At 72.6% G+C, this 20,707-nt stretch carries 16 protein-coding genes; 9 read left to right on the top strand and 7 right to left on the bottom strand.

What is annotated here, in order from left to right; all coding sequences use genetic code 11:
- Position 1 precedes the first annotated feature (1 nt).
- The 4 genes from SAM23877_RS24035 to SAM23877_RS24020 are packed head-to-tail and all read right to left on the bottom strand — an operon-like array spanning position 2 to position 4,692.
- Positions 2-643: a GTP-binding protein gene (locus tag SAM23877_RS24035; protein WP_053137009.1), complete on the bottom strand. Its 642-nt coding sequence runs from the start codon at positions 641-643 to the stop codon at positions 2-4.
- Positions 624-1,064, bottom strand: a complete 441-nt coding sequence (locus tag SAM23877_RS24030) for a DUF742 domain-containing protein (RefSeq protein WP_053137006.1) — start codon at positions 1,062-1,064, stop codon at positions 624-626. Before SAM23877_RS24030 ends, SAM23877_RS24035 begins: the two co-directional genes overlap by 20 nt.
- Positions 1,061-1,570, bottom strand: coding sequence for a roadblock/LC7 domain-containing protein (locus tag SAM23877_RS24025; RefSeq protein ID WP_053137003.1), 510 nt, complete (start codon positions 1,568-1,570; stop codon positions 1,061-1,063). The genes SAM23877_RS24030 and SAM23877_RS24025 overlap by 4 nt, the downstream gene beginning before the upstream one ends.
- Positions 1,567-4,692, bottom strand: a complete 3,126-nt coding sequence (locus SAM23877_RS24020; RefSeq protein ID WP_053137001.1) for a sensor histidine kinase — start codon at positions 4,690-4,692, stop codon at positions 1,567-1,569. Before SAM23877_RS24020 ends, SAM23877_RS24025 begins: the two co-directional genes overlap by 4 nt.
- A gap of 440 nt (positions 4,693-5,132) precedes the next feature.
- Between SAM23877_RS24020 and SAM23877_RS24015 the strand changes: the two genes are divergently transcribed.
- The gene (locus SAM23877_RS24015; protein WP_053136999.1) at positions 5,133-5,924 is read left to right on the top strand and encodes a protein phosphatase 2C domain-containing protein; all 792 of its coding nucleotides are present in this window, start codon (positions 5,133-5,135) and stop codon (positions 5,922-5,924) included.
- Between the two features lie 65 nt (positions 5,925-5,989).
- Here the strand turns inward: SAM23877_RS24015 and SAM23877_RS24010 are convergent, their stop codons facing one another.
- Positions 5,990-6,484: a MarR family winged helix-turn-helix transcriptional regulator gene (locus SAM23877_RS24010; protein ID WP_053136997.1), complete on the bottom strand. Its 495-nt coding sequence runs from the start codon at positions 6,482-6,484 to the stop codon at positions 5,990-5,992.
- A gap of 254 nt (positions 6,485-6,738) precedes the next feature.
- On the opposite strand from SAM23877_RS24010, the gene SAM23877_RS24005 reads away from it, so the two are divergent.
- Positions 6,739-7,566 carry a lysozyme gene (locus SAM23877_RS24005; RefSeq protein ID WP_053136995.1) on the top strand — a complete coding sequence of 276 codons (828 nt, stop codon included), beginning with the start codon at positions 6,739-6,741 and terminating at the stop codon, positions 7,564-7,566.
- A 54-nt stretch (positions 7,567-7,620) separates the two neighbouring features.
- Here SAM23877_RS24005 and lon read toward each other — a convergent pair whose 3' ends face one another.
- Positions 7,621-10,050 carry an endopeptidase La gene (gene lon, locus SAM23877_RS24000; RefSeq protein ID WP_053136992.1) on the bottom strand — a complete coding sequence of 810 codons (2,430 nt, stop codon included), beginning with the start codon at positions 10,048-10,050 and terminating at the stop codon, positions 7,621-7,623.
- 246 nt (positions 10,051-10,296) lie between these two features.
- Between lon and SAM23877_RS23995 the strand changes: the two genes are divergently transcribed.
- The 5 genes from SAM23877_RS23995 to SAM23877_RS23975 all read left to right on the top strand — a co-directional run bounded on the left by SAM23877_RS23995 (position 10,297) and on the right by SAM23877_RS23975 (position 17,473).
- Positions 10,297-10,995, top strand: a complete 699-nt coding sequence (locus SAM23877_RS23995) for a spermidine synthase family protein (protein WP_053136989.1) — start codon at positions 10,297-10,299, stop codon at positions 10,993-10,995.
- A 122-nt stretch (positions 10,996-11,117) separates the two neighbouring features.
- Positions 11,118-11,858 (top strand): response regulator transcription factor, encoded by a 741-nt coding sequence (locus tag SAM23877_RS23990; protein ID WP_053136987.1) that lies wholly within the window; start codon positions 11,118-11,120, stop codon positions 11,856-11,858.
- Complete coding sequence (locus SAM23877_RS23985; protein ID WP_053136984.1) at positions 11,855-12,979, top strand: sensor histidine kinase; 1,125 nt, start codon at positions 11,855-11,857, stop codon at positions 12,977-12,979. Before SAM23877_RS23990 ends, SAM23877_RS23985 begins: the two co-directional genes overlap by 4 nt.
- Before the next feature lie 281 nt (positions 12,980-13,260).
- Positions 13,261-17,088 carry a multifunctional oxoglutarate decarboxylase/oxoglutarate dehydrogenase thiamine pyrophosphate-binding subunit/dihydrolipoyllysine-residue succinyltransferase subunit gene (locus SAM23877_RS23980; protein WP_053142815.1) on the top strand — a complete coding sequence of 1,276 codons (3,828 nt, stop codon included), beginning with the start codon at positions 13,261-13,263 and terminating at the stop codon, positions 17,086-17,088.
- A 199-nt stretch (positions 17,089-17,287) separates the two neighbouring features.
- Positions 17,288-17,473: a DUF6104 family protein gene (locus tag SAM23877_RS23975; RefSeq protein WP_053136981.1), complete on the top strand. Its 186-nt coding sequence runs from the start codon at positions 17,288-17,290 to the stop codon at positions 17,471-17,473.
- A gap of 227 nt (positions 17,474-17,700) precedes the next feature.
- Here the strand turns inward: SAM23877_RS23975 and SAM23877_RS23970 are convergent, their stop codons facing one another.
- A complete protein-coding gene (locus SAM23877_RS23970; RefSeq protein ID WP_053142813.1) occupies positions 17,701-18,513 on the bottom strand; it encodes a hypothetical protein in 813 nt (270 codons plus the stop codon).
- Positions 18,514-18,650: 137 nt separating this feature from the next.
- Between SAM23877_RS23970 and SAM23877_RS23965 the strand changes: the two genes are divergently transcribed.
- Both SAM23877_RS23965 and SAM23877_RS23960 read left to right on the top strand, forming a co-directional pair.
- Complete coding sequence (locus SAM23877_RS23965; protein WP_158520031.1) at positions 18,651-19,601, top strand: DUF4097 family beta strand repeat-containing protein; 951 nt, start codon at positions 18,651-18,653, stop codon at positions 19,599-19,601.
- A gap of 1 nt (position 19,602) precedes the next feature.
- Positions 19,603-20,706, top strand: coding sequence for a PadR family transcriptional regulator (locus SAM23877_RS23960; RefSeq protein WP_053136975.1), 1,104 nt, complete (start codon positions 19,603-19,605; stop codon positions 20,704-20,706).
- Position 20,707 lies beyond the last annotated feature (1 nt).

Below are 20,707 nucleotides of genomic sequence, written 5' to 3'. Positions count from 1 at the left end.
ACTACTCGGGGGTTTCGTCGAGCGCGTGGCCCACGAGGGACAAGAGGGTCTCGATGGCCGAGATCCGGCGGCGCGCATCCATGATCATTACAGGTATGTGCGCGGGGATCGTCAACGCCTCCCGTACGTCCTCCGCGTCGAACCGCTCGCTGCCGTCGAAGTGGTTCACGGCGACGACGTACGGCAGTCCGCAGCTCTCGAAGTAGTCCAGCGCCGGGAAGCAGTCCTTCAGGCGGCGCGTGTCGGCCAGCACGACGGCGCCGATCGCGCCGCGCACCAGGTCGTCCCACATGAACCAGAAGCGCTGCTGGCCCGGCGTGCCGAACAGGTACAGCACCAGGTCCTCGTCGAGCGTGATGCGCCCGAAGTCCATGGCCACGGTGGTGGTGAGCTTGCCCGGGGTGGCGGTGAGGTCGTCGGTCTCCTCACTCGCCTCGGTCATCAGCGCCTCGGTCTGCAGGGGCGTGATCTCCGAGACGGCGGTGACCAGCGTGGTCTTGCCGACACCGAAGCCGCCCGCCACCACGATCTTCGTGGCGATGGGCGCGCGGGTGCGGTCCGTCTGCCAGGGCAGTACGGGCTCGTCCGGGTCGACGAGCGGGGAGACGCCGTATGCGGCGGCGTCAGAGACGACGGAGTCCACTGAGCACCCTTTCGAGCAGAGCGCGGTCCGGGCGGCCCGTGCCGTGGCCGGTTCCGGTGCCGTACACACGGATCTTTCCCTGGTCCGCCAGGTCGCTGAGGAGCACGCGGACCACGCCGAGCGGCATCTTCAGCAGCGCGGCGATCTCGGCCACCGTACGCATACGGCGGCACAGTTCGACGATGGCCCGCATCTCCGGCATCACGCGGGAGGTGAGGGAGCCGTTCGTCAGTTCCTTGCGCTCCTCGGCGGCCTCCAGCGCGGCGGTGCCGGCCGTGGCGCCGACGAACGTCTCGACGAGCAGGACGTGGCCGAAGCGGGTACGGCCGCCGGTGAGCGAGTAGGGGCGTACGCGGGCGGGCTTGCGGTCGGCGCCGCGTACGGGGAGGTGTTTCGGGGACTTCCTGGGGCTGCTGCTCATCGGGTACTCCCCGTCGAGGTCGACTCGGTCTCCAGGGATTTCCGCAGCTCGCTGCGGAGTTCGGGAGTCAGGACGTGGCCGGCGCGGCCGACGAAGAGCGCCATGTGGTACGCGATGACGCTCATGTCGCAGTCCGCGGAGCCGTGCACGCCGAGCAGCGAGCCGTCGCTGATCGACATCACGAACAGGCTGCCCTCGTCCATGGCGACCATCGTGTGCTTGACGCCCCCGAAGTCCATCAGCCGGGCGGCGCCGATGGTCAGGCTGCCGACACCGGACACGACGGTGGCCAGGTCGGCGGCAGAGCCGCGCGGGCCGGCGCGGCGCACGGTCTGCGCCTCGCGGGCCGCGTCGTTGCGGTCCTGGTCGGAGGAGAGCAGCAGCAGGCCGTCGGAGGAGACGACCGCGACCGAGAGGATGCCGGGCACCTCCTCGACGAGGTTGGTCAACAGCCAGTGGAGATTGCGGGCTTCACTGCTCAGTCCGAAGGTACTGGGCGCGGTCAACTGCTTGCCTCCTCGACAGTGCCCCCCGTGGCTTCTTCGGTTGTGTCTGCTGCCGCGCCCGGCGCCGGGTTCGTACCGGTCCGGTCGGCGATCTCCGCCTCGACGTCGCGGCGGCCGGCCTCGGCCCCCCGGCGGAACCCTCCCAGACGGCGGCGGAGCGCGTCGGCGTCCACGGAGCCCGCCGTGCGCGGCCGTGGGGCCGCGGCGGGTGTGGTGAGCTTCGGGGTCCGCTTGGGCAGGCCCTTGTCGGTGACGGGCTCGACGCCCGCGGCGGCCTCGGCGTTCCCGGTGCCGTCGGCCGCTCGCGCGGTGCCCTCGTCCGGGGTGCGGTCGTGGGCGTCGGGGCCGATGGCGTAGGGGTCGGCGGAACGGGGGCCGGGGATCTCCGGTGCGGTACGCGCCGGCGGGGCGGGGTCCGGCGTGGACATCTCCGGCGCCGGCGCCTGGAGCTGTGCCGGTGCCTCTGCCTCTGGCGGTGCCTCTGCCTCTGCCTCTGCCTCTGCCTCTGCCGGTGCCTGTTCCTGCGTCGGCGCCTGATCCCGTTCCGGTGCCTGCTCGCGCGTCGGCTCCTGTTCCGGTGCCTGCGGCGGGAGCAGGAGGGCCATCGTGGCGTCGTCGGGGAGGTCGTGGCCCGCGGCCGGGCCGGGCTCCCGCGGAGCCGGAGCGGGGGCCGGGTCGGAGGCCGCCTCCGGCGCCTGAGCCGAGTCCCGCTCGGCGGCCTCGGGCGCCTCGCCCGGTGCGACGGCCCCGGGTGCCTCGGTCGCCTCGTCGGGTTCGGCCGGTTCGGCCGGTTCGGCGGCCTCGTCGGACCCGGCGGCCTCGGCGCGGCGTACGGCCTGTTCGGCGGAGGCCACCAGCGGGTCCACGCCGTGCTGGGCGCTCTTCTCCGCGCGGCCGTGCAGGACGTTGGAGTTGGCCTCCGCGTCGGCGCCCGGCAGGGAGAAGGAGCCCGTGCCGTCGGTCATCGGCACGGTCGGGGCGAGCGCGGCCGGCGGTGCCGGTGCGAGCAGCGGGCTCGGCAGGACCACGACGGCCGCGACACCGCCCTGCTTCTGCTCCCGCAGCCGCACCCGCGCCCCGTGCCGGTGGGCGAGCCGGGCCACCACGTACAGGCCGAGGCCGAGACCGTCCTCGCCCTCCTGGTCGTAGGGCGCCTCCGGGTCGAAGTCGGTGAGGCGGGCGTTGAGCCGCTGGAGGCGCTCGGTCGCCATGCCGATGCCCTCGTCCTGGACGGAGAGCATCACCTCGCCGTTCTCCAGCAGCCAGCCGGAGACCTCGACGGGCAGGTCCGGCGGCGAGAAGGAGGTGGCGTTCTCCATCAGCTCGGCCAGCAGGTGCGAGAGGTCGTCGGCCGCGAACCCGGCCACGTGCGCGTGCGGCGGCAGGGCGGCGATGCGGACCCGCTCGTACCGCTCGATCTCGCTGACCGCGGCCCGGACCACGTCGACCAGCGGCACCGGTCCCGCGCTGTGCTGGACGTGCTCGGTGCCGGCGAGGACGAGGAGGTTCTCGCTGTGCCGGCGCATGACCGTGGCGAAGTGGTCGAGCTTGAACAGGGTGGCGAGGCGGTCCGGGTCCTGCTCGCGCTCCTCCAGGCTCTCGATGACCGCGAGTTGCCGCTCGACCAGGCCGAGGGTGCGCAGCGCGAGGTTCACGAAGGTGCCGCCGATGCTCTTGCGGACCACCTCCAGCTGGGCGGCCGACTCGGCGAGTTCGGCCCGCAGCGCCTCGCGGGCGTCGGCCATCTTCTGGCGCTGGCCGACGAGGTGCTTGCGGTCGGCCTCCAGCGTGTTGACGCGCTCGGCGAGGGTCGCGGCGTGCGCGTGCAGGGCGTTGACGGAGCGGACGACCTGGGCGAACTCGTCGTTGCGGCCGGTGAAGGCCACGGGCCCCTCGGCCGCCGGGTTCTCGGCTCCGGCCAGCCGGGCCGAGCCGCGGCGCAGCACCGACAGGGGGCGGGTGAGGCTGCGGGCCATGGCGGTGGCGATGCCGACGGCGAGCAGGATCAGGGCACCGAGGGCGGCGACGCGGATCTCCAGCGCGGTGACGTCGTCGTCGCGCAGCTTCTCCAGGGCCGTCGTGCGCTTCTCGTACAGGGCGGACTCGGCGCCGCGCATGGCGTCGACGCGGGCGGAGAGCGCGGCGTCCAGCCGCTTGGTGCTGGTGGCGAGGTCGCCGTCGGAGAGCGTCGGCTCGTCCGTGAGGCCGGCCAGGTACTTCTCGGCGGAGTTGACCTCGGGGCCGGCGACCGTGGTGTCGAAGCTGTCCCGCGCCTCCTTGGGCGCGCCCTCGCGGAAGTCGGCCAGGGCCGCGTCGGAGCGCACCCGGGCCTGCTGCGCGGCGGCGGCGAGCGCGTCGCGCTGCTCGGCGTCGGCGTCCGAGGACGTGGTCGTCTCGGTCGGCAGGCCCGTGACCGGGTCGATGACCGTCTGCGTGCTGCTCGGCACGTTCAGGGCGGCGAGCAGCAGGCCGCGGGTGGCGGCGGCCTGCTGGACGGCGGTGTCCAGTTCGGCCAGGGCGTACGCGCCGGCGCCCGCGCGGGGCGGCATCCGCTCGGCCAGTTCCTCGGCCAGGGCGTGGAGTTCGGTGATCGCCTCGGAGTACGCGTCGTGCGCCTGAAGTGCGGTGCTCTTGCCGGTGAGCGCCGCCCGGCGCAGCGCCCCGACGGCGTCGAGGTCCTCGCGCAGGGTGGCGGGCGCGTCGGTGTCGGCGCGCAGTTCCTCCACCTGCCGGTCGACGCGGGCGCTGCGCTGCTCGGAGGGCGCCTTCGACTTGGGGCGGCCGGCGGCGATGTAGGGGACGACCTCGTCGCGCTCGTCGGCGAGGGAGTGGGCGAGGGTCAGCGCGCCCTGGGTCTGCTCGGCGAGGGTCACCAGCTCCTGGGAGTCGTGCAGTTCCCCGGAGGCGGCCACGACCGACGGCGCGCCGGCTGCGGCGATGGCCGCGGCCACGACCGCCACGGCGACGATGAGGCGGTTGCGCACGTGGGTCGGGCGGCCCTTGCCGACGGGGGCCGCCGGTGGCGCCGGGGCGGAGGTGCCGGGGGTACGTTCCGCGCTCCCCGCGGGGGTCGGCTGCTTGTCTGTGCGACGAGGCCGCGTCTTCTGCACCGGTGCTCGCATTCCTGACTCGTGTACCCGGGGGTCCGGGTGGCGCTCCGTCAACTGGCCGGTCGGCGCGTGCACCCGCCGCCGCGCTCTGGGCTGTCTCCCAGCCGCCGACCGCGCGTCGGGCGGGCGGACCGCGTGTGCAGGACAAGCCTCCCACCGGATCCCGACCCTCCCAGTGCCGGTGGGCGGTGGGCGTGCATCGTCCGACCCGCCACCCGAAGGAGTGAACCCCGGAGGGGAGTTGGTGAGCAAGTTCCCCCGGCGCGCGCGACACGCCCACGCGGCGCGCCGGTTGGACGTCCGTGACGGGCGGTGGCACTATGTGCCGCCACGCGTTGCCGGAGTGCCGAATTCCCTCCCAAATTGGGCGCCTGACCTGCACCACCGCGTCGCACCCGGCCAACTTGCCGGTCTTTTGCGAAGCCTGTGAAGGGGTCGTGCAGACTGGCCGGATGCGCACGGAACTCGTCTCGGAACCCGGTCAGGCCGACCACCCCAACGAGGACTTCGCGAGCGTCGGACTTCCGGCCTCGGGGCAGGGCGGTTCGATCGTCGTCCTCGACGGCGTGACACCACCGCGGAGTGGGACGGGGTGTCTGCATTCCGTGCCCTGGTTCACCGCACGCCTCGGCGGCGCACTGACCGAACTGACCGTTTCACTCCCGGATGTTCCCCTCGTCGAAGCCCTGTCCCGCGCCATCGCGCATACCGCGGCGGCGCACGTGAAAACCTGTGACCTTTCTCACCCACGCACCCCACAGGCAACCGTGGTGCTGGCCCGCTGGTCCCCGGCCTCGGTCGAGTACCTGGTCCTGTCCGACTCGGCCCTGCTGGTGGAGTCCCCCGACGGCACCGTCACGGGCCTCCTGGACGACCGGCTGGCCCGGTTGCCCCGCTCGGCCCTGGCCACCGAGGCACTGGTGGACGCGAACCTCCGGAACAGGGAGGGCGGCTTCTTCACGGCCGCGGCCGACCCGGCGGTGGCGGAACGGGCGGTGACGGGAGTGCTGCCGCGCGGCGAGGTGCGGACACTGGCGGCGCTGACGGACGGGGCCGCGCGGTGGGTGGAGACGTTCCGGGAGGGCGACTGGGCGGAGTGCCTCGCCCTGGTGCGGAAGCAGGGCGCGCGGGCCCTGGTGGACCGGGTCCGGGAGCTGGAGCGCGCGGACGCGGCGGGGACCCGGGAGTTCCTGGGGCGGGGCAAGACGCACGACGACGCGACGGTGGTCTACGCGGAGCTCTGAGCCTCCGGGCGGCGGCGCACTGAAGCCTCCGGGAGGCGGGGCTCTGAAGCCTGCGGGCGGCGGGGCTACTTCTCCATTCCCCGGTTCAGTTCGTGCAGCAGCCTGGCCAGTTCCGTCACCTCGCGGGGGTCCCAGCCGGCGAGCCGGCGGGCGTAGCGGGCGCGGCGGGCCTCCCGTACCCGGCCGACGCGGGCCTGGCCCTCCGGGGTGAGCGTGATCAGCCAGGCGCGGCCGTCGGCGGGGTCGGGCTCCCGGGCGACGAGGCCGAGGTCCTCCAGGGCGCGCAGCTGGCGGGACATCGTCGCCTTGCCGACGCCGATGTAGGCGGCCAGCTCCGTGGCCCGCTGGCCGCCGCTCTCGCCGAGGCGCACCAGGAGGCCGTACGCGGACGATTCCAGGTCGGGGTGGACCTCGCGGGCCATCTCGCCCTGGTTGGCGCGGGCCCGCCGGAGCAGGACGGTCAACTCCCTTTCCAGGGCCAGGAACTCCGGTTGGTTCACACCACTGCCGTTCACGTCGGAGCCGGCCCCGCGACCGCCGTCGTTCCCGTCTTCGTGCACGTCAGCCCCTGCCTAGAATTTCCCGTTCCTGAAAGTTTCCGCCACGGTGCGCCGTCTCCGCAGCTCGGCAAGTATTTCGCAGGCTTAGACCAACGGCGGCTCCCGGCCCCTCTTCCACCCGCCGTTCTACGTGCGTAGCGTCGTACCGCGGAACAAGGGTGGCATGCTCACGCCACCCTCATGCTCCGCCACCCTCGCCCGCTCCTCCCCAGCGCAGCCCCCACCGAGCACCACCGAGCCCGCGGAGGCACGTCATGCCCGTGCACAGATCCGGATCGGCCTTCCGGCGGCGCTCCGCCGTCACCGGAATCCTGCTCGCCGCCCTCTCCCTGTTGTTCACCCTCCCGGCGCACTCCGCGTCGGCCGCCGACGTCCCGCCCCGCGGCTCCGCCCACCTGGGCATGGGCGTCCTGGAGCACGACGGGCGGCACGGCACCCCCGTGCCCGGCGGCGCCACCCAGACGGAGGGCGTCGACGTCTCCAGCCACCAGGGCAACGTCGCCTGGTCGACCCTGTGGAACAGCGGGGTCAGGTGGGCCTACGCCAAGGCCACCGAGGGGACGTACTACACCAACCCCTACTTCGCCCAGCAGTACAACGGCTCCTACAACGTCGGCATGATCCGCGGCGCCTACCACTTCGCCACCCCGGACACGACGAGCGGCGCCGCCCAGGCCAACTACTTCGTCGACCACGGCGGCGGCTGGTCCCGCGACGGCCGGACGCTGCCGGGCGCGCTGGACATCGAGTGGAACCCGTACGGGGCCACCTGCTACGGCAAGACGCAGAGCCAGATGGTCACCTGGATCCGCGACTTCCTGAACACCTACAAGGCCCGCACCGGCCGCGACGCCGTGATCTACACGGCGACCAGCTGGTGGACCCAGTGCACCGGCGACTACGGCGGCTTCGCCGCGAACAACCCGCTGTGGATCGCCCGGTACGCCACGGCGGTGGGCACCCTGCCGGCCGGCTGGGGCTACTACACGATGTGGCAGTACACCTCGTCCGGGCCGACGGTCGGCGACCACAACAGGTTCAACGGCGCCCTGGACCGTGTCCAGGCGCTCGCCAACGGCTGACCGCGCGAGGGCGGGGCCCCGAAGCGGGGCCCCGCCCTTCCGGCCGCGGTTCCGTCAGGCCGCGACCGGGACCTCGGGCCGCGCACCGTTCGTCGCCGGTGCGAGGGCCAGTTCCAGGACCTGGCGCACGTCGGTGACGGCGTGGACGTCCAGCTTGTCCAGCACCTCCGCCGGGACGTCGTCCAGGTCGGGCTCGTTGCGCTTGGGGATGACCACGGTGGTGACGCCCGCCCGGTGCGCCGCGAGCAGCTTCTGCTTGACCCCGCCGATCGGCAGCACGCGGCCGGTCAGCGAGACCTCGCCGGTCATCGCCACGTCCGTGCGGACCAGCCGCCCGGAGAGCAGCGAGGCCAGGGCCGTGGTCATCGTGATGCCGGCGCTCGGGCCGTCCTTGGGGACCGCGCCCGCAGGGAAGTGGATGTGCACGCCCCGGTCCTTCAGGTCGGCCACCGGCAGTTCCAGTTCGGCGCCGTGGCTGCGCAGGAAGCTCAGCGCGATCTGTGCCGACTCCTTCATCACGTCGCCCAGCTGGCCGGTCAGGGTCAGGCCTGACGCGCCCGTCTCCGGGTCGGCCAGCGACGCCTCGACGTACAGGACGTCGCCGCCCGCGCCGGTGACCGCGAGGCCCGTGGCGACGCCCGGCACCGAGGTGCGGCGCTCGGCCGGGTCCTGGGCGGACTCGGGCACGTGGTGCGGCCGGCCGATCAGGTCGCGCAGGTCACCGTCGGTGATCGTGAACGGCAGCTCCCGCTCGCCCAGCTCGTGCTGGGCCGCCACCTTGCGCAGCAGCCGGGCGATCGACCGCTCCAGGGTGCGCACGCCCGCCTCCCGGGTGTACTCCCCGGCCAGCTTGCGCAGCGCGCCCTCCTCGACCTTCACCTCGTCCCCGTCGAGACCGGCCCGCTCCAGCTGGCGCGGGAGCAGGTGGTCGCGGGCGATGACGACCTTCTCGTCCTCGGTGTAGCCGTCGAGGCGGACCAGCTCCATGCGGTCGAGCAGGGCCTCGGGGATGGCCTCCAGGACGTTGGCCGTCGCGAGGAACACGACGTCGGACAGGTCGAGCTCGACCTCCAGGTAGTGGTCCCGGAAGGTGTGGTTCTGCGCCGGGTCGAGGACTTCGAGCAGGGCGGCGGCCGGGTCGCCCCGGAAGTCCGAGCCCACCTTGTCGATCTCGTCGAGCAGGACGACCGGGTTCATGGAGCCCGCCTCCTTGATCGCCCGCACGATCCGGCCGGGCAGCGCGCCGACGTACGTACGCCGGTGGCCGCGGATCTCGGCCTCGTCGCGGACGCCGCCGAGGGCGACGCGGACGAACTCGCGGCCCATCGCGTGGGCGACGGACTCGCCGAGCGAGGTCTTGCCGACGCCGGGCGGGCCCACCAGGGCCAGCACGGCACCGCCGCGCCGTCCGCCGACGACACCGAGGCCCCGGTCGCCGCGGCGCTTGCGCACCGCCAGGTACTCGGTGATGCGCTCCTTGACGTCCTCCAGCCCCGCGTGCTCGGCGTCCAGGACGGCCCGGGCGCCCTGGATGTCGTAGGCGTCCTCGGTCCGCTCGTTCCACGGCATCTCCAGGACCGTGTCGAGCCAGGTGCGGATCCAGGAGCCCTCCGGGGACTGGTCGGAGGACCGCTCCAGCTTGTCGACCTCCTTGAGCGCGGCCTCGCGGACCTTCTCGGGCAGGTCGGCGGCCTCGACGCGGGCGCGGTAGTCGTCGGACTCCTCGACGGAGTCCTTGCCGTCGCCGTTCAGCTCCCGCAGCTCCTTGCGCACGGCCTCGAGCTGGCGGCGCAGCAGGAACTCCCGCTGCTGCTTGTCGACGCCCTCCTGGACGTCCTTGGCGATGGTCTCGGCGACGTCCTGCTCGGCGAGGTGATCGCGCAGCTGCTGGGTGGCGAGCCTGAGGCGGGCGACCGGGTCGGTGGTCTCCAGCAGCTCGACCTTCTGCTCGGTGGTGAGGAAGGGCGAGTAGCCGGAGTTGTCGGCGAGCGCGGAGACGTCGTCGATGGCCTGGACGCGGTCCACGACCTGCCAGGCGCCGCGCTTGCGCAGCCAGACGGTGGCGAGGGCCTTGTACTCCTTCGCCAGTTCGGCGACCTGTCCCGGCAGCGGCTCCGGGACGGTCTCGTCCACGCGGGTGCCCTCGACCCACAGCGCGGCGCCGGGCCCGGTGGTGCCGGCGCCGATCCGCACCCGGCTCCGGCCGCGGACCAGGGCGCCCGGGTCGCCGTCGGCGAGACGGCCGACCTGCTCGACCGTGCCCAGGACGCCGGTCTTCGCGTAGGTGCCGTCGACCCGCGGGACGAGGAGGACCCGGGGCTTGCCGGGCTCGGACCTGGCGGCGGCCTGGGCGGCCTCCACCGCGGCCCGTACCTCGGCGTCGCTCAGGTCCAGGGGGACGACCATGCCGGGCAGGACCACTTCGTCGTCGAGCGGCAGCACGGGCAGGGTGAGCGGTGTGAAGGCGGCGGACTCAGCAGCCATGATCTCCCCTTCGGCAGTCAAGTTGAGTTACATCGACTCAATGAAAGAGAGTCCCGCATTGTTCCCCAAGGCGTGTTCGCTGTGAGCGATCAAGACCGAGGGCCGGTCGTGCGCCTGGCCGGGAGCGCGTCGGAGCACGGTCAGGCGCCGGAGAGCCGCCCGAGGGCCTCCCCGACGGCTGCCCGAGAGCCGCCCAAGTGGGAGCAAGGCCGGGCCCTTCGGCATTCCCCCTGCCAGGATGGGCCGATGCCCGTCACTTCCCACGACTCCCACGACCTCCCCGAAGTGCTGGACCGTCGCGAGGGCCCGTACGGCGAGGTGGTCCTGCGCCGGCACGGGGCACTGCTCCAGATCATCGCGAACGGCTGCTTCCTGATGGACACCTCCGACGGACGCTCGGAGCGGCGGCTGGTCGACGCGGCGGCCGACGCGCTCACCGCCTCCGGCGAGCGGCCCGCGCCGCACCTGCTCATCGGCGGCCTCGGCGTCGGCTTCTCGCTCGCGCACGCGGCGGCCGACCCGCGCTGGGGCCGGATCGCGGTCGTCGAGCGGGAGCGCGCCGTCATCGACTGGCACCTCGGCGGACCGCTGGCCGGGATGTCCGCGGAGGCGCTGGCCGATCCGCGCACGGAGATCGTCGAGGCGGATCTGATCGATCACGTCAATGAGACTTCCGCCACGTACGACGCCCTGTGCCTGGACATCGACAACGGCCCCGACTGGACCGTCACCGACGGCAACGGCGGGCTGTACTCGGGGGCCGGACTGGCCGGGTGCGCACGGGTGTTGAGGCCCGGCGGGGTGCTTGCCGTATGGTCTGCGCAGCCCTCTCCGGAATTCGAAGAAACCTTGCGTATTGCCGGGTTCCAGCAGGTGCGTACCGAAGAGATCCCCGTTGCCCGGGGCGTTCCGGACGTCGTCCACCTCGGCGTCGGGCCTGGATAGCAAAGGCGCCGTGACTCCCCGTACGCTGCTGACCTGACGCGGTCATTCAAGCGTCAATCGCAGTCATGCGCAGACGAGGGATCACCCCACTGATTCCGGTAAGCACACCTCAGGGGCGGGCGATGGAGCAGACACAGACCTCCCACAACGGCACGGCGACGGCCACCCAGGGCGCACAGCGCCGGGTGCTGGTGGTCGAGGACGACCAGACGATCGTGGACGCCATCGCGACCCGCCTGCGCGCCGAGGGGTTCCTGGTGCAAACGGCGGGCGACGGTCCGGCCGCCGTCGACACGGCCGAGGCCTGGCAGCCCGACCTGCTGATCCTCGACATCATGCTGCCCGGCTTCGACGGCCTGGAGGTCTGCCGCCGCGTGCAGGCCTCCCGCCCGGTACCGGTGCTCATGCTCACCGCGCGCGACGACGAGACGGACATGCTGGTCGGGCTCGGCGTCGGCGCCGACGACTACATGACCAAGCCGTTCTCGATGCGTGAGCTCGCCGCGCGCGTGCACGTCCTGCTGCGCCGGGTGGAGCGGGCCGTCGTGGCCGCCTCCACGCCGCGCAGCGGCATCCTGCGCCTCGGCGAACTGGAGATCGACCACGCGCAGCGCCGGGTACGGGTGCGCAGCGAGGACGTCCACCTCACCCCCACCGAGTTCGACCTGCTGGTGTGCCTCGCGAACACCCCGCGCGCGGTGCTCTCCCGCGAGCAGCTGCTGGCCGAGGTGTGGGACTGGGCGGACGCCTCCGGCACCCGGACCGTGGACAGCCACATCAAGGCGCTGCGCCGCAAGATCGGCGCCGAGCGCATCCGCACCGTGCACGGCGTGGGCTACGCGCTGGAGACGCCGACGCCATGAGCCGGGGACGGGAGGCCGCACGGAAGAGCCCCGGCCCCCGGAGAACCGGGGATCCCTGGGGCGGTGTTCGCCCGTTCTCGATCAAGACCAAGCTGGGCGCGCTGGTCGTCACGTCGGTGCTGATCACCACGGGCCTGTCGGTGATCGCGGTGCACACCAAGACGGAGCTGCGCTTCATCACGGTCTTCTCGATGATCGCCACCCTGCTGATCACGCAGTTCGTGGCCCACTCGCTCACCGCTCCGCTGGACGAGATGAACGCCGTGGCCCGGTCGATCTCGCACGGCGACTACACGCGCCGGGTGCGCGAGAACCGCCGCGACGAGCTGGGCGACCTGGCCGTCACCATCAACCGCATGGCCGACGACCTGGAGGCCCAGGACCGGCAGCGCAAGGAACTGGTGGCGAACGTCTCGCACGAGCTGCGCACCCCGATCGCGGGCCTGCGGGCGGTGCTGGAGAACATCGTCGACGGGGTCACCGAGGCCGATCCGGAGACCATGCGGACGGCCCTCGGGCAGACGGAGCGGCTCGGCCGGCTGGTGGAGACGCTGCTGGACCTCTCCCGCCTGGACAACGGCGTCATACCGCTGCGCAAGCGGCGTTTCGAGGTGTGGCCCTACCTGTCCGGCGTGCTGAAGGAGGCCAACATGGTCGCCTCCGCGCGCGCGGGCATCGCCTCCGGCTCCGGCAGCCACACCCGCACCGACGTCCATCTGGCGCTCGACGTCTTCCCGCCGGACCTGACCGCGCACGCCGACCCCGAGCGCATCCACCAGGTCGTCGCCAACCTCATCGACAACGCGGTCAAGCACAGTCCGCCGCACGGCCGGGTGACGGTCAAGGCGCGGCGCGGCGATCTCCCGGAGTCGCTGGAGCTGGAGGTCCTCGACGAGGGCCCCGGCATCCCGCGCTCGGAGTGGCGCCGGGTCTTCGAGCGGTTCAACCGGGGTTCGGTGTCCCGGCCGCACGGTCCGGGCAGCGACGGCGGCACCGGGCTCGGCCTGGCGATCGCCCGCTGGGCGGTGGATCTGCACGGCGGCCGGATCGGTGTGGCCGAATCCGAGCGGGGATGCCGGATTCTCATCACTCTTCCGGGCCTGCCCTCGGTACCGAGTTGACGTAGGGTTCGAAGCGGAGCGCCAAGATCCACGGGCATCCGCGCCGACGGACACGTGTGATCAGGCACAGGCCCGCGTTTTACCGGCGCCGGGTCCCGGTCTCCCGTTCCCTCACGCATCAGAACCTCGCTTGTTTCCCGCCATTTCCAGCGCCGAAACGCGGTCTGCAATGTGACTTACGCGACGATGAACGGGCCCGGTCTGACCTTCCGGGTCGGGGAGGCGTAGCCTTGATTCCCGCTGTCCACCATCTTGTGAAGCGGAAGAGGGCGGTTCTCGCCGTGTCGCCACAGTCCCCCAGTAACTCGAGCATCTCGACCGACACCGACCAAGCGGGCAAGAACCCCGCTGCCGCGTTCGGTGCCAATGAGTGGCTCGTCGACGAGATTTATCAGCAGTACCTCCAGGATCCGAATTCCGTGGACCGAGCCTGGTGGGACTTCTTCGCCGACTACAAGCCCGGAGCGGCCGCGGCCCAGCCGGCTTCCGGTACCGCGAACGAGAGCGCGGGCACGCCCCAGGCCGCCCCCGCGCCCCCGGCGCAGGCTCCCGCCCCGGCCCAGGCCCAGGCGGCACCCGCCCCGGCGGCTCCCGCCCCGGCGGCTCCCCAGCCGGCCCCCGCCGCGAAGCCGGCCGCGCAGCCCGCCGCCGCTCCGGCGGCCAAGCCCGCGCAGGCCCAGCCCGCCGCCAAGCCCGCGGCCAAGGCGGCCGCCCCCGCGAAGGACGCCGCCGCGGCCTCCGAGGGCCCCGAGACGGTGACGCTGCGCGGCCCGGCCGCCGCGGTCGCGAAGAACATGAACGCCTCGCTGGAGCTGCCCACGGCCACGTCCGTGCGCGCGGTCCCGGTGAAGCTGCTGTTCGACAACCGCATCGTCATCAACAACCACCTCAAGCGCGCCCGGGGCGGGAAGATCTCCTTCACGCACCTGATCGGCTACGCGATGGTGCAGGCCATCAAGGCCATGCCGGCGATGAACTACTCGTTCGGCGAGAAGGACGGCAAGCCGACCCTCGTCAAGCCGGCGCACGTCAACCTCGGTCTCGCCATCGACCTGGTCAAGCCCAACGGCGACCGCCAGCTCGTCGTCGCGGCGATCAAGAAGGCCGAGACGCTGAACTTCTTCGAGTTCTGGCAGGCCTACGAGGACATCGTCCGCCGCGCCCGCGACGGCAAGCTGACGATGGACGACTTCTCCGGCGTCACGGTCTCCCTGACCAACCCCGGCGGCCTCGGCACCGTCCACTCGGTGCCGCGCCTGATGCCCGGCCAGTCGGTCATCATGGGCGTCGGCTCGATGGACTACCCGGCGGAGTTCCAGGGCACCTCCCAGGACACCCTGAACAAGCTCGGCATCTCGAAGGTCATGACGCTCACGTCGACCTACGACCACCGGGTCATCCAGGGCGCCGCCTCCGGCGAGTTCCTGCGCCAGGTCGCCAACCTCCTCCTCGGCGAGAACGGCTTCTACGACGAGATCTTCGAGGCGCTGCGCATCCCCTACGAGCCGGTCCGCTGGCTCAAGGACATCGACGCCTCGCACGACGACGACGTCACCAAGGCCGCCCGCGTCTTCGAGCTGATCCACTCCTACCGGGTCCGCGGCCACGTCATGGCCGACACCGACCCGCTGGAGTACCAGCAGCGCAAGCACCCCGACCTGGACATCACCGAGCACGGGCTCACCCTGTGGGACCTGGAGCGCGAGTTCGCGGTCGGCGGTTTCGCCGGCAAGTCCCTGATGAAGCTGCGCGACATCCTCGGCGTGCTGCGCGACTCGTACTGCCGCACCACCGGCGTCGAGTTCATGCACATCCAGGACCCGAAGCAGCGCAAGTGGATCCAGGACCGCATCGAGCGCTCGCACACCAAGCCGGAGCGCGAGGAGCAGCTGCGCATCCTGCGCCGGCTGAACGCGGCGGAGGCCTTCGAGACCTTCCTGCAGACCAAGTACGTCGGCCAGAAGCGCTTCTCCCTGGAGGGCGGCGAGTCCGTCATCCCGCTGCTGGACGCGGTCATCGACTCGGCGGCGGAGTCCCGGCTGGACGAGGTCGTCATCGGCATGGCCCACCGCGGCCGGCTGAACGTGCTGGCCAACGTCGTCGGCAAGTCGTACGCGCAGATCTTCCGCGAGTTCGAGGGCAACCTCGACCCGAAGTCGATGCACGGCTCCGGTGACGTGAAGTACCACCTGGGCGCCGAGGGCACCTTCACCGGGCTGGACGGCGAGCAGATCAACGTCTCGCTGGTCGCCAACCCCTCGCACCTGGAGGCGGTGGACCCGGTCCTGGAGGGCGTCGCGCGCGCCAAGCAGGACATCATCAACAAGGGCGGCACGGACTTCACCGTCCTGCCGGTGGCGATCCACGGCGACGCGGCCTTCGCGGGCCAGGGCGTGGTGGCCGAGACCCTGAACATGTCGCAGCTGCGCGGCTACCGCACCGGCGGCACGGTCCACGTCGTCATCAACAACCAGGTCGGCTTCACCGCCGCGCCGGAGTCCTCGCGCTCGTCGATGTACGCCACCGACGTGGCCCGCATGATCGAGGCCCCCATCTTCCACGTGAACGGCGACGACCCGGAGGCCGTGGTCCGCGTCGCGCGGCTCGCCTTCGAGTTCCGCCAGGCGTTCAACAAGGACGTGGTGATCGACCTCATCTGCTACCGCCGCCGCGGTCACAACGAGTCGGACAACCCGGCCTTCACCCAGCCGCTGATGTACGACCTGATCGACAAGAAGCGCTCGGTGCGCAAGCTGTACACCGAGTCCCTCATCGGTCGCGGCGACATCACCCTGGAGGAGGCCGAGCAGGCGCTCCAGGACTACCAGGGCCAGCTGGAGAAGGTCTTCACCGAGGTCCGCGAGGCCGTCTCGCAGCCGTCCGCCGCGGAGCCCTCGGACCCGCAGGCCGAGTTCCCGGTCGCCGTGAACACCGCGGTCAGCGCCGAGACCGTCAAGCGGATCGCCGAGTCCCAGGTCAACATCCCCGACCACGTCACCATCCACCCGCGTCTGCTGCCGCAGCTGCAGCGCCGCGCGGCGATGGTCGAGGACGGCACGATCGACTGGGGCATGGGCGAGACCCTCGCCGTCGGCTCCCTCCTCCTGGAGGGCGTGCCGGTCCGTCTGACGGGCCAGGACTCCCAGCGCGGCACCTTCGGCCAGCGTCACGCGGTCGTCATCGACCGGGAGACCGGTGACGAGTTCACGCCGCTGCTGTACCTGTCCGAGGACCAGGCCCGGTACAACGTCTACAACTCGCTGCTCTCCGAGTACGCGGTGATGGGCTTCGAGTACGGCTACTCGCTGGCCCGCCCGGACGCGCTGGTGATGTGGGAGGCGCAGTTCGGCGACTTCGTCAACGGCGCGCAGACGGTCGTGGACGAGTTCATCTCGTCGGCCGAGCAGAAGTGGAACCAGACGAGCGGCGTCACGCTCCTGCTCCCGCACGGCTACGAGGGCCAGGGCCCGGACCACTCCTCGGCCCGCCCGGAGCGCTTCCTCCAGCTCTGCGCGCAGAACAACATGACGGTCGCGATGCCGACCCTGCCGTCGAACTACTTCCACCTCCTGCGGTGGCAGGTGCACAACCCGCACCACAAGCCGCTGGTGGTCTTCACCCCGAAGTCGATGCTGCGCCTGAAGGCCGCGGCCTCGAAGGCGGAGGAGTTCACGACGGGCCAGTTCCGCCCGGTCATCGGCGACGACTCGGTCGACGCCGCCGCGGTCAGGAAGGTCGTCTTCTGCGCGGGCAAGGTCTACTACGACCTCGAGGCCGAGCGGAAGAAGCGCGGCGTCACGGACACGGCCATCATCCGCATCGAGCGCCTGTACCCGCTGCCGGGTACCGAGCTCCAGGCGGAGATCGCCAAGTACCCGAACGCCGAGAAGTACCTGTGGGCCCAGGAGGAGCCGGCGAACCAGGGTGCCTGGCCGTTCATCGCGCTCAACCTGATCGACCACCTGGACCTGGCGGTCGGCGCCGACGTGCCGCACGGCGAGCGTCTGCGCCGCATCTCGCGGCCGCACGGCTCGTCCCCGGCCGTGGGTTCCGCGAAGCGGCACCAGGCCGAGCAGGAGCAGCTGGTGCGCGAGGTGTTCGAGGCCTGATCCTCGTACGGGCCTGACGTGCCCCGACGGCGGTCCCGAAGGGCCCGGTCCGCGTTCCTCGGGCCCGGTCCGCGTTCCTCGGAACGCGGACCGGGCCCTTCGGCGTGCCGGGCACCGCATATCCTGGGACCAGCGGTTCCGACGGATCCGCCCCTGTTCGACCCGGCCGGTCCGGCCGGCCCATCCGACGGAGAACACGTTGTACTTCACAGACCGCGGCATCGAGGAACTGGCGAAGCGGCGCGGCGAGGAGGAGGTCACCTTCGAGTGGCTCGCCGAGCAGCTGCGGACCTTCGTCGACCTGAACCCGGACTTCGAGGTGCCCGTGGAGCGGCTGGCGACGTGGCTGGCGCGGCTGGACGACGAGGACGACGAGGACGCGTGACCACCCGGCCCGGCGACGCCGGGCCACCCCCGCGCCGCCGTCGCCGGGCCGCCCCGCCCTCGCCGACCCGCGTCGCCGGGCCGCCCCACGTCGCCGCCCCATGGGGGTCGCCCCCCGTGGTCGACCCACTCCTCGCGCCGCCGTCGCAGGACCACCCCACCGGCCGCCGCCGGGCCGTCACGCCGAACGCCGCCGCGCGGCCGGTCAGGGGGGCGGGCCCGCGCCTGTCAGGGACGCCGCGAGAGGCCGTACGCCGTTCCCACGGCGCCGTGCGCCATGAGCAGTGCCCCCGCCGCCGTCCAGCCGCCGCTGTGACGCCGTAGGCCCCAGGCGGTGAGCGGCAGGCCCGCCGCCATCTGTGTCAGCGCCAGGGCGCGCGCCCCCGGGCCGCCCACCCAGGGCATCCACGGCGCGAGGCGGGTCTCGTCGGCGGTGGGCCGCCTCCGGGGAGCCTCGGTGCGCCGGGCGGCGGGCAGGTCGCGGGCGACCGCGCCGAGGCGGTCGGCGGGTTCACCGGCGTCGAGCCCGTCGGGGAGGTCGACACCCGCGCGCGTGAGGACCGCGAGCAGTCCGTGCAGCCTGGCCCGTGCGTCGGCCCCCGGATCGGGCCGGGTCAGCCGGTCCAGCGACTGGACGTCCAGGACGGGGTCCAGGCCGAGACGGGCGGCGAAGGTGCGCATCGCCTCGTCCTCGCCCACCGGGGTGCCGTCCGTGAGCCACACGTAACCGACGGGGCGACGAAAGCCGGACGCGAGGGCATAGCCGGCCCGGTCGGCGTCCCACCACAGGGCGAGTACGGGCCAGGGGGCGCCCACGGCGAGCGCGGCGGCCCAGCCGCTGAGCACGCGGTCGACGGGTTCGCCGCCGTGCCGCCAGGGCCCGCCCTCGGGAACGAGCACGCTCCATTCCTCGCCGGCCCTGGCCAGCGGCATGCGTTCGCCCAGCAGCGGGGCGACGGCGGCCACGGAGTCCGGCTCGGCGCGGCACAGCAGCAGGGCACCGGCAGCGGCCGCAGCGGCCACGGGCTCTTCCGTCGACATGGTCACAAGTTAGGGCAATGCCCCCCTCCCGGCCGTTCGGAGATCACCGGAACGGGCGCCTTGACTTTCCCCGTCCGCGATATATCGTGAAATCGGGAGGACGCGATATGGCGCGTTCGGTCGAGGAGGTCTGCCGCATGTCCGAGTGGTCCGTCGCGGAACCCAGGAAGCTCACCTTCGACGAGTCCGTGAGCGAACTCCACGTACGCATCGTCCATGGAACGGTCAACGTCGTGGGCACGGACGAGGGTTCCGCCCGCCTGGAGGTGTCCGAGATCGAGGGGCCGCCCCTGCTCGTGACCCATCAGGACGGCGTGCTCACGGTGGCCTATGAGGATCTGCCCTGGAAGGGCTTCCTCAAGTGGCTCGACCGCAAGGGCTGGCAGCGCAGCGCGGTGGTCTCCCTCGCGGTGCCGACCGGCACCCGCGTGGAGGTCGGCGTGGTCAGCGCGGCGGCCGTCGTCTCGGGGCTCGACGGACGTGCCCAGGTGAAGGGCGTCTCCGGGGACACCACGCTGGTGAGCCTCGCCGGCCCGGTCCGCGCCGACACCGTCTCCGGGAACGTGGAGGCGCAGGCCCTCACCGGCGACCTGCGCTTCAACTCGGTCTCCGGCGATCTGACGGTGGTCGAGGCGGGTTCCTCCGTCCGGGCCGACTCGGTCAGCGGTTCGATGATCGTCGACCTGGCCACGACGGGCTCGCCCACCGCCGTCGACCTGACCAGCGTCTCGGGCGAGATCGCCATCCGGCTGCCGCAGCCGGCCGACGCCCGGGTGGAGGCCAGCACGGCCGGCGGATCGGTCTCCAGCGCCTTCGAGGACCTGCGGGTGGGCGGACAGTGGGGCGCCAAGCGGATCACCGGGCGACTCGGCGCGGGCACCGGCCGGCTGAAGGCCACCACCGTCTCCGGCTCGATCGCCCTGTTGCGCCGCCCGACGACGGAGGGCCCCCCGTGGGACGGGGAGCCCCAGGACACCGCCCCCGTGGGCGACCCGCAGGACGACCCGGGGGACAATTCCGCTTCCGGCCGGGACCACGGCGCCTCCGGTGCCCCGGCCGACGGCACGACCGACAAGAAGGTGCTCTGACATGCCCCCCGTCTTCGCCCACGGCCGCCTGCGCCTGTACCTCCTCAAGCTCCTGGACGAGGCCCCGCGCCACGGCTACGAGGTGATCCGCCTCCTCGAAGAGCGTTTCCAGGGCCTGTACGCGCCGTCGGCGGGCACGGTCTATCCGCGCCTGGCCAAGCTGGAGGCCGAGGGCCTGGTCACCCACACCACCGAGGGCGGCCGCAAGGTGTACGCCATCACGGACGCCGGCCGCGCCGAGCTGTCCGACCGCAGTGGGGAACTGGCCGACCTGGAGCTGGAGATCCGCGAGTCGGTCGCCGAGCTCGCCGCCGAGATCCGGGCCGACGTCCGCGGGGCGGCGGGTGACCTGCGCCGGGAGATGCGGGCCGCGGCCGGCGCCGCCCGCCGGGGTGCCGGCTCGGCGGCCTCCGACGGGGGCGACGGCTCCGCCACCGATGCGCGGGACGCCGACGAGAACGAGGCCTGGCGCGCGGCCAAGGAGGAGATGCGGCGCGTCAAGCAGGAGTGGAAGGACCAGGCCCGTCGCGCCAAGGACGAGAGCCGTCGCGCCCGCGAGGAGGCCCAGCGGGCCCGGCGCCAGGCCAAGGAGGCCCAGGAGCGGGCCCGGGCACAGGCGCAGGAGGAGGTGCAGCGCATCGCCCAGCGCGTCCAGGAACAGGTGCAGGACCACTTCTCGCGCGGCGACTGGCCGACAGGACTGCGCGAGGGCCTGAGCGAACTGGCCAAGGAGGTCGGCGACTTCGGCAAGGACTTCGGGAAGGACCTCGGCAGGGACTGGGGCTTCGGCCGTACCGACACCGGGACGGCCACCCACCGGCCCGAGCGCCCCACCGCTCCCGGACACGCGCCCGCTCCCGAGTACTCGGCCACCCCCGAGGACTTCCCGGCCGGTTACACCCCGGCCTGGGCCCACGAGGACGCCTCGGAGTCCACCGGCGACCCGGCCCGCGACCTGGACCGGCTGCTGGACCGCTTCCGGGACGACATCCGCGACGCGGCCCGTGACCATGGCGTCACGACCGACCAGCTCCGCGACACCCGCCGGCACCTGTCGACGGCGGCGGCCCACATCGGGGCGATACTGCGGACACCGAAGCCCTGAG

It is taken from the genome of Streptomyces ambofaciens ATCC 23877, assembly GCF_001267885.1.
GTDB classification, from domain to species: Bacteria; Actinomycetota; Actinomycetes; order Streptomycetales; family Streptomycetaceae; genus Streptomyces; species Streptomyces ambofaciens.
Note: the sequence above shows the minus strand (reverse complement) of the source record. Positions and strands in the feature narration are given on the sequence as shown.